General features: G+C 67.2%; 7 protein-coding genes. 5 read left to right on the top strand and 2 right to left on the bottom strand.

Annotated elements, in window-relative coordinates:
* From RJ03_RS31250 to RJ03_RS31230, 5 genes are all read left to right on the top strand, one after another.
* Nucleotides 1-871, top strand: an 871-nt coding sequence (locus RJ03_RS31250) for an ABC transporter ATP-binding protein (RefSeq protein WP_373281738.1), incomplete at its 5' end; no start/stop codon positions are given.
* Nucleotides 852-1,706 carry an ABC transporter permease gene (locus tag RJ03_RS31245; protein WP_245552447.1) on the top strand — a complete coding sequence of 285 codons (855 nt, stop codon included), beginning with the start codon at nucleotides 852-854 and terminating at the stop codon, nucleotides 1,704-1,706. The genes RJ03_RS31250 and RJ03_RS31245, both read left to right, overlap by 20 nt.
* A gap of 16 nt (nucleotides 1,707-1,722) precedes the next feature.
* A complete protein-coding gene (locus RJ03_RS31240) occupies nucleotides 1,723-2,688 on the top strand; it encodes a MetQ/NlpA family ABC transporter substrate-binding protein (protein WP_245552446.1) in 966 nt (321 codons plus the stop codon).
* 60 nt (nucleotides 2,689-2,748) lie between these two features.
* Nucleotides 2,749-3,507, top strand: a complete 759-nt coding sequence (locus RJ03_RS31235) for a YcnI family copper-binding membrane protein (protein WP_051025486.1) — start codon at nucleotides 2,749-2,751, stop codon at nucleotides 3,505-3,507.
* Nucleotides 3,491-5,086: a copper resistance CopC/CopD family protein gene (locus tag RJ03_RS31230; RefSeq protein ID WP_245552445.1), complete on the top strand. Its 1,596-nt coding sequence runs from the start codon at nucleotides 3,491-3,493 to the stop codon at nucleotides 5,084-5,086. The genes RJ03_RS31235 and RJ03_RS31230 overlap by 17 nt, the downstream gene beginning before the upstream one ends.
* A gap of 202 nt (nucleotides 5,087-5,288) precedes the next feature.
* Here the strand turns inward: RJ03_RS31230 and RJ03_RS31225 are convergent, their stop codons facing one another.
* Entirely contained in the window at nucleotides 5,289-6,686 is a 1,398-nt protein-coding gene (locus RJ03_RS31225; protein WP_036509516.1) for a PLP-dependent cysteine synthase family protein, read from the bottom strand.
* 68 nt (nucleotides 6,687-6,754) lie between these two features.
* Complete coding sequence (locus tag RJ03_RS31220; protein ID WP_036509584.1) at nucleotides 6,755-7,411, bottom strand: GNAT family N-acetyltransferase; 657 nt, start codon at nucleotides 7,409-7,411, stop codon at nucleotides 6,755-6,757.
* Nucleotides 7,412-7,424: the final 13 nt, after the last annotated feature.

Genomic DNA, 7,424 nt, shown 5'->3' with positions numbered 1-7,424 from the left:
GAAGTCGAATGTCATGAGTCAGCAAGTGCTCGTCGAGCAAGTGGAAAAGGATCCGCCGCGGCCCGCGCCCACCGAGTGGAAGATCGAGGCGAGGAGTGTCGGCAAGCTCTACCCGCGCACCGATCGGCGCACGAAGGAGGCGACCACCGTCCTGGACGGATTCGATCTGCGGATCGGCAGCGGTGAGTTCGTCTCGCTGCTGGGCCCGAGTGGATGCGGGAAGTCGACCTTCCTGAACATCCTGGCCGGCCTCGAAACCTACAACGGGGGAGCGGTCTTCGTCGACGGTAAGCGAGTCGAGGGCGTCAACAAGAACGTCGGCGTCGTATTCCAGGGGTATGCGTTGTTCCCCTGGCTGTCGGCGCAGAAGAACGTCGAGGTCGGTCTCAAGGTCCGCGGCGTGGCGAAGGCCGAACGGCGGGAGCGGGCCGCGCAGGTGCTGCGGACGGTGGGCTTGGAATCTGCCGCGCACCGGCTGCCGCATCAGCTGTCCGGTGGTATGCGCCAGCGCGTCGCGATCGCGCGCGTGCTCGCCTACGAACCGGAGGTCTTGGTCTTCGATGAGCCGTTCGCGGCCCTGGATGCCCAGACCCGCGAATTCCTGCAGAGCGAACTGCTGCGCATCTGGGAGTCGGGTGCCACGAAGAAGACGGTCCTGTTCGTCACCCACTCGATCGACGAGGCGATCTTCCTCTCCGACCGGATCGCGGTCATGACGCGGGCACCGGGCCGCGTGAAGGCGGTGCTGGATGTCGAGCTGCCGCGTCCGCGCGATGCCGCGGTGCGCAGTTCCGAAGATTTCGTGCACATTCGTTCGCGCGTCGCGCGGATCCTCGAGGAGGAGGTGCGCATTGGCAACGACGATCACTGAGCCGCTGCGTGATTCGGCGGCGCCGGCCGATCGGGATCTCATCCCGCCCAAGGCCCCCAATCCGTGGCTCGCGAAATTCGACCGGCTTCTCTACGGTGTCATCGGTCTCGGGCTGTTCCTGCTGCTGTGGTGGTGGGTGGTCGCCAGCGGCCAGGTCAGCGATCAGTACCTATCGACACCGCAGGACACTTTCGGGGCGTTCGTCGACGGACTGAGCGACGGCACCCTGGGCAGCCAGATCTGGCCCAGTGTGCAGCGCGCGGTGATCGGATTCGTGATCGCGCTGGTACTGGGCGTCGCTCTGGGCATCCTGGTCGGATCGTTCCGGATCTTGCAGAAACTCGCCGAGCCGGTCCTGCTGTTCTTCCGCAACCTGTCGCTGCTGGCGCTACTGCCGGTCTTCGTGCTGTTCTTCGGCATCGGCGAGGAGTCGAAGATCGCGATCGTGGTGTGGGCCTGCTTCTGGCCGATCTTCGTCAATGCGGTGAGTGCGGTGAGCGGGGTGGAGCGCCTGCTGCTGAACGCGGCACGGACACTCGGCGCCGGACGCTTCTACATCTTCACCCAGGTCGTGCTGCCGGCCGCCTTCCCGGCGATCTTCCCCGGGATCCGGCTGGCCGCCGCCAACGCATTCACCGCCCTCGTCGCGGCCGAACTCGTCGGCGGCGCGCAGGGGATCGGCATCTACATCAACACCGCCTCGCTGCGGTATCAGACCCCGCAGATGTATGCCGGAATATTCGCCCTTGGTCTGGTCGGAATCATCGTCAACTCGATTCTGACCGTCGTCGAATGGCGAGTTACCTCCTGGCAGCGGGGACTGACGAGCAAATAGCGCGGAAAGTAGTCGAATGCACAGGAAAGATCGGCGCCGGCTGCCCGCAGCGATGCGGGTTCCGGTTCGGCGCAGAATCGCGACGATCGTCGCCTCGCTTCTTCTCGTGCCCACCGCGGCGGCCGGATGCGGAGCGGCGACGAAGGTCAGCTACGAACCTGCCGCTGACGACGAGAATGCGCTGGTCGTGTACGTCGATCGCGGCGACGATCGGGAAATCCTCGATTACGCGATCCACAACCTGCTGCCGGATTCGGTGAAGGTGAAACCGGTCGACGCGGCCGGCGACGCCAATGCCCGTATCGCCGCCGGGAAGGGCGATCTTTCCTACTTCCAGCACATTCCGGCGTTCGAGGCCGACAGCCAGAAGAATTCCTATACGAATCTGAGCATCGTGTCGAAGGTGAACGTGGTGCCCTACGCGGTGTATTCGTCGAAGTGGCGCGATCTGAAGGACACCGCCGACTGGGTACATGTGGGATTGGTGCAGGACCAGGTCACCGGGGTGAGTCTGCCGCACGGCGCTCAGGTGGCGCTGCCGGCGACGCCTACCGGTTTCGCGCGCGGGCTCTACCTGCTGCAGAGTGCGGGCCTGGTGACGCTGGATCGTCCGTTCGGCGGCACCTCGGCGGCGGATCTGACGATCGGTCAGGCGAACGTGCGCGACTCGGCGCGGCATCTGTCGTTGCTGCCGTTGAGTTTCGACCAGGATCTGAGATCCATCTATCAGAACTACGACGCGGTGGTCCTCAGTCCCGAGCAGGCCGCATCATTGGGGCTGCAACCGGCGAAGGACGCCCTCGCGATCGAGCCCGGGCCCGGAAATCCTTATGCGCACGTGCTTGTCGCGCCGTCGCGGTTGGCGGGCGACCAGCGGGTGCTGGAATTGACCCACGCACTGGAGAGCCCCCGGCTGGCTCAGTTCCTGGCAACGAAATACCGGGGCGCGGATATCGCCGTGGCCGCCGCGGGCGCCAAGTGACGTCGTTCGACATGCCGGGCCGAAATCCATCCGCCGAAACCTCTACATACAAGGAAAACGATGGCAGACAGCGACATTCGCGAGCGGCGTGCACCCGTGCGAAGGCACCTCGTCCGGCGTTGCAGCGCGGCGGCGATCGCGGCCGCGGTGCCGCTGGTGGCATACGCGGCTCCGGCCGCGGCGCACGTGCAATCCGACGGCACACCGGTGACCAAGGGCGGCTACGGAGTCGTGCACCTGATCGTGCCCGGTGAATCCGCCACGGCGAATACGGTCGGGCTCACCGTCACCATCCCTACCGGCGTGGACCTGAAATCGGCACGGACACAGCCCATTCCGGGCTGGACGGCGTCGGTCGAACGGGATCAGGCCGCCGGTCGGGTGACCAAGATCGTGTGGAACGCGAATACTCCGGCCGACGGTTTCGGCAATACGCAATATCGCGAATTCTCGTTCTCGGCGGGCCCGTGGCCGAAGGCTGTGGATTCGGTCGCGCTGCCGTCCGATCAGCGGTATTCCGACGGTTCGGTGGTGTCGTGGAACGAAATAGCGGTCGACAAGGCCAGCGAGCCCGAACATCCGGCGCCCGTCGTGCCGGTGACCGCGATCGCCACCGGACATTCCGACGACGGCGGCCATGCCGTATCGGCGGCGAACACCTCGTCGGATCGGCACGACGACGCCGCGTTGCACGACGGAGGCGAATCATCGCCGAGCGAATGGTGGCAGGTGCTGTCGGTGGTGGCGCTGCTGCTCGCGGTCGCGGCGGGTGCGGCAGCGACACTGGCATTGCGGCGCGATCGTGAGCCTCGGTCCTAGGGGTGCACTGCGGTGCTGGTTCGTCCTGCTCGTCGCGATCCTGGCGCCGATGTGGGCGGCCGGCGCCGCGTCCGCGCACGCCGTGCTGGTGTCGACGACACCGGAATCGGGAACCCATGTCGACACCGCGCCGGCTGAGCTGCGGCTGCAACTCGACGAGCCGGTCACCCTGGTCGCGGGCTCGGCCCAGCTGATCGACAGCGGCGGACAACGATTCGCGCTGTCCGCCGCCCGGCTCGACGACGGTCAGCGCAGGGTTGTGCTGGTGCCGGCCGAGGCGGTTCCCGACGGGGCCTATCTGGCCACCGCGCGCGTCGTGTCCGCCGATACCCACGTGGTGTCGTTATCGATTCAATTCACCGTGGGTGCGGTGACCGCGCAGGGCCGGTTCGCCCAGCATTCTTCGACCGGTATCGAGCAATATCTGAACTCTCCGACGCGGGGTATCACCTATCTGGGATTGATATTGTCGGCCGGGTTGTACGCCGCGGCGCTCTGGGTGTGGCCGACGGTGGTTCGCAGGCGACGTTTTCGGATGCTCTATCGGGTGGGAATCGGGATTTTCGTCGCCGGATTCGTCTGCCGATTTCTCGTTCTGGTCGCCCAGCAGGACGGCGGTCTGTCCGCGATGTCGGCAACGGGTGTACGCACCGTTCTCGAGACCCCGCTCGGAGTGGTGACGGTGATCGCGGCGGCGGCCTCGATCATCGCCTTCGCTCTCGTCACCCGTGCCGCCCGCGCGGTCGTGGGGGCGGGTGCGGTGCAGGCCGCTGCCGCGGTTGTCGCGGTGACGCTGGACGGTCACGGCGGCTCGGTACAGGGGTGGCCGTGGTCGTTCGCCGGCACACTACTGCACGTGTACGGCATCACCGTGTGGCTGGGTGGTGTCGTCGTGGTCGCCTTCGTCCTGCGTGGGGTCCGGAATCGGGGTCGTTGGCATGCGGTCGCGGTCGGGCACGTGGTGGCGGCCGTGGCCGGTGGGATCGTGCTGGCGGTCCTGCAGGTGCACCCGCCGGCCGCTCTCGTGCACACCACCTACGGTCTGGTCCTGGTCGCCAAAGTCGTTGGGGCACTGGGCATCATGTCGCTCGGCTATCTGAGCCTGCGGTGGTTCCGCCGCACCGATGCGATCGTCGGCCGGCCCCGGACCGTCGTGCTGGAGACGGCGCTGGCGGTGGTGGTGCTGGCGGTGACCTCGGTGCTGACGACGCTGGCTCCGGCGAAGGACACCTACACCACCGATCTCGCGACCACGCTCGACTTCGGGGCGGCGCAGGTGCTGCATGTAGGCATCGACTCGATCCGGCACGGCCCGCAGCGGCTCACGGTCGACTACGCACCGGCGAATACGTCCGCGGCGCAGCATGATTCCGCGACCGTGAGTGTCGATCTTTCGTCGGAATCGGCGAATGTGGCCCGGTTGCCGGTGACGTTGGGCCGCCCCGTGGTCGAGCGCGAATCGCTGGTGTGGCGCAGCGAGCAGCTCATCGTTCCGGCAGCGGGAAAGTGGAAAGTCACGGTCCGATTCGACGGTGGCACCGGTCCGAAACTCGCCTCGTTCCATTACCGGGTTCTGTGAATTGCGGAAGGCCGGATGCCACCTTCGTTCCGCCCATTTGCATCGCGGGGCGGTGCAGCGGTTGGCGAAGGCCTTCGAGACTCTCTGACGCCGCATCTTCGCGCTCGCGGCCCCTCGGGGTTCGGTGGGGGTCGTGCATGCTCGGCGCCGCCGTAGGACCGATCGGCTCGCAGTTCAGCGCGCCGGTTTCACCACGTCCCTGCTAACCGGGGGCATCGTCGAGGTCCGCGGCATCCACCAGCGCAATCGCATATCCGTCCCGCGCCAGCACCACCGGGCCCGTGGCATCGGAAAGACGCTGTGCGGCAACGGCGAACGGTTCGTGCACCCCGATCACGGGCAGGGGTGGATCCAGATGGTCGGTCACCGGATCGGCGTCCGGCGCACCGGCCAGCCGCGATGCCGACACCGCACCCAGGATTTCCGCGACCACGACATATCCGGCGCCTGGACGTGCCAACCGCACCGGCAGCGCGGCGTACGCGCCGAGCAGATCGCGGGCCCGCGCCACGGTCACATCCGACGGTACGACCGCCGGAGCGTCCGCGTCCGCCGCGACCGCAATCCGGTCGCCTACACGAGGGCCCGGTGCGGTGGGCGCGGCATCGAAACCCAAGCGTCCCAGCCACTGTGGGTCGAAATATTTGGACAGGTAGTTGCGCCCCGAGTCCGGTGCGATGGCCACCACCACATCGCCGGGACCCAGTGTGCGCGCGACTCGCAGGGCTGCGGCGACGGCCGTGCCGGTGGAACCGCCGACCAGCAGCCCCTCCTCACTGGCGAGCCGCCGCAACACCTCGAACGCCTCGGCATCGGGAACCTGCTCGATCCGGTCGACCACCTCGGGGTGATAGGACTGCGGCCACTCGTCGGTATCGGTGCGTGGATGCAGATAGTGCCCGATCGATTCCACGTACCAGGCGTGACCGTCACCGCCGCTGTAGATCGACGACACGGGGTCTGCGCCGATCACCCGCACCTGCCCGCCGGAGACGGACTTGAGGTATTCACCCGTGCCGGTGATCGTACCGCCGGTGCCGATTCCGGCGACGAAATGCGTTACCCGACCACCAGTTTGGGACCAGATCTCGGGTCCGGTGGTCTCCCGGTGGGCGGCCGGATTGGCGGGATTGTCGTACTGACCGGAGTACCAGGCGCCCGGAATGTCCGCGGCCAGTCGTAGCGCCACATTCTTCAGGAAGTCCGGATGCTGACGCGGCAGTCCGCCGGCCGTCACATGGACCTCGACGCCATAGGCGCGCAGCAGCGCCAGTTTCTCGGCACTGGATTTGTCCGGTACCACGACGATCGTGCGGTAGCCACGCGATGCGGCGATCGCGGCCAGCGCTATGCCGGTATTGCCCGACGTGGATTCGACGACGGTGCCGCCCGGGCGCAGCTCACCCGCCGCCTCGGCGGCGTCGATCATCGCGCGCGCGGCCCGATCCTTCACGCTGCCCAGCGGATTCAGATATTCCAGCTTCAGGTAGACGGTGGCGGCGATGCCCTCGGACACCCGGTTCAGGCGGATCAGCGGTGTATTCCCGATCGCGTCGGCGACCGAGTCGAACACACCGAGCTGCCGGTCGGCGACGGTCATAGGTTTCCCCTTCTCCTGCGACAGCCCGGCCCGGTTCGCCGAGAGGGTGATCGCGATCGGATTCGATGTCAGGACGTCGGCGCCTGGACAAAAGTCAGCAGAGATCGCTTACGCACGGTGAAGCCGAGGGTTCGATACAGCTCGATGGCCGTGATGTTGCCGGCTACCGCGTGCAGGAACGGGATCTCGTCGCGCGCACGGATTCCCGCGCCCACCGCACGCACCAGCCGAGAGGCGTAGCCGCGGCCGCGGAAGTCCGGATCGGTACAGACCGCGCTGATCTCGGTCCACCCGGGTGGGTGCATCCGCTCACCCGCCAACGCCACCAGCCGCCCGTCCGCCCGCAGCCCCAGATAGGCGCCCATCTCGATGGTCCGCGCGAGGTAGGGCCCGGGCTCGGTACGGGTGATCAGTTCCAGTATCTCCGGCACGTCGGCGGCGGTGAGTCGCACCGCGTCCGGATCGTGTGCGACACGCAGTGCGGAACCGTCCATCTGGACCGTCTCCAGCGTCCGCAGCACTCGCCAATCCGGCGGTGGCCGATGCCCGTAGCCGCGCAGCGCGGTACCGCCGTCGGGGCCCAGTACGGTGGCCAGATCGGCCCAGTCCGGCGGGTCGAGGCTCGGCGGGTGACCGATGAATGCCGAGACCTCCGGGTCGTAGCGCCCGATCCGCCCCACCCAGGTGGCGAACCGGCTGTGTGCCCCGCGCAACGAGGTCCGCACCGGATCATCGAGT

This window comes from Nocardia aobensis NBRC 100429 (assembly GCF_000308375.1).
GTDB lineage: Bacteria > Actinomycetota > Actinomycetes > Mycobacteriales > Mycobacteriaceae > Nocardia > Nocardia aobensis.
This window is presented reverse-complemented; position numbering and strand designations above follow the sequence as displayed.